General features: G+C 64.4%; 2 protein-coding genes. Both read left to right on the top strand.

From position 1 onward, the window contains the following. Nucleotides 1-139 precede the first annotated feature (139 nt). Complete coding sequence (locus AC3WL8_RS39885; RefSeq protein WP_492380253.1) at nucleotides 140-655, top strand: thiamine pyrophosphate-binding protein; 516 nt, start codon at nucleotides 140-142, stop codon at nucleotides 653-655. A gap of 7 nt (nucleotides 656-662) precedes the next feature. After that, the coding region (locus AC3WL8_RS39890) for a thiamine pyrophosphate-dependent enzyme (RefSeq protein ID WP_492380252.1) at nucleotides 663-1,198 on the top strand (536 nt) is incomplete at its 3' end.

A 1,198-nucleotide genomic window follows, 5' to 3' on the forward strand; every position in this document is an offset into this window, starting at 1 on the left:
ATCACAAAATGGAATATTTAATCATTCCATTAAATCACTTACGCGACGTCTTCCTTTGACCCATGATTTGCACAGAGCGGCCGATGGCCGAGGGTGAACCTGGCGGCGCGATGGCGCTGTGATCTTGAGCGAGAAGACGATGTCGGCGAATTGGCCACGAGAGATTTATGAAGAGTTGAAGGCGGCGAATGTCCGCCAGGTCTGCTATGTCCCGGACGCCGGGCACAGCGAACTCATCCGATTGTGCGAAGCGGACCCGGAGATCAGCACCGTGTCGCTGACCACCGAGGAGGAAGGCGTGGCGATGGTGGCCGGCGCCTGGCTGGGCGGCGAGCGCGGTGTGCTGCTGATGCAGTCCAGCGGCGTGGGCAACTGCATCAACATGCTGTCGCTGCAGCACGAATGCCGCATGCCGTTCTTTGCCATTGTCACGATGCGCGGCGAGTGGAGCGAGTTCAACCCCTGGCAGGTGGCGATGGGCAAATCGACCCAGGAAGCGCTGGAGTCGGCCGGCACGTACGTGTATCGCGCTGACGAAGCCGGGGAAGTGGCCAAGACGGTGGGCGCGACGGCCCGTTTCGCGTACCAGACGGGCCGGCTGGCGGCGGTGCTGATCGGTCAGCGCGTCATCGGGGCCAAGAACTTCAACAAGTGAGATTGTGATGAGTGAAGCGCAAAAGGCTGTTTTGAATCGTCGCGTGGCGATTGCCAAGATCCTGAAGCACCGCGGCGATGCCCTGGTGGTGACCAGCCTGGGCAATCCCACCTACGACGTGGCATCGACCGGCGACTGCGCCGGCAACTTCTACCTGTGGGGCGCCATGGGCGGCTCGGTGATGGTCGGCCTGGGCATCGCCCGGGCGCAGCCCAAGCGCCGGGTGGTGGTGGTCACCGGCGACGGCGAGATGATGATGGGGGTTGGTTCGCTGGCCACCGCCGCGGTGGACAAGCCGCAGAATCTGGCGGTGATCGTGATCGACAACGAGCACTATGCGGAGACCGGCATGCAGCCCGCGCACGCCGGTCGCGGTGTGGATATCACGGGCGTGGCCAGGGCGGTGGGCTTCGAGAATGCGCGCACGGTGCGCACGGAGCACGAGCTCGCGGCGCTGTCCGAGGAGCTGTTCAGCACGGAAGGTCTGCTGCTGGCGACGGTGAAGGTGACCACCGAGCCGGTGCCGGCGGCGCTGCCCCCGCG

The sequence above is a fragment of the Cupriavidus sp. FW305-F7 genome (assembly GCF_058782875.1).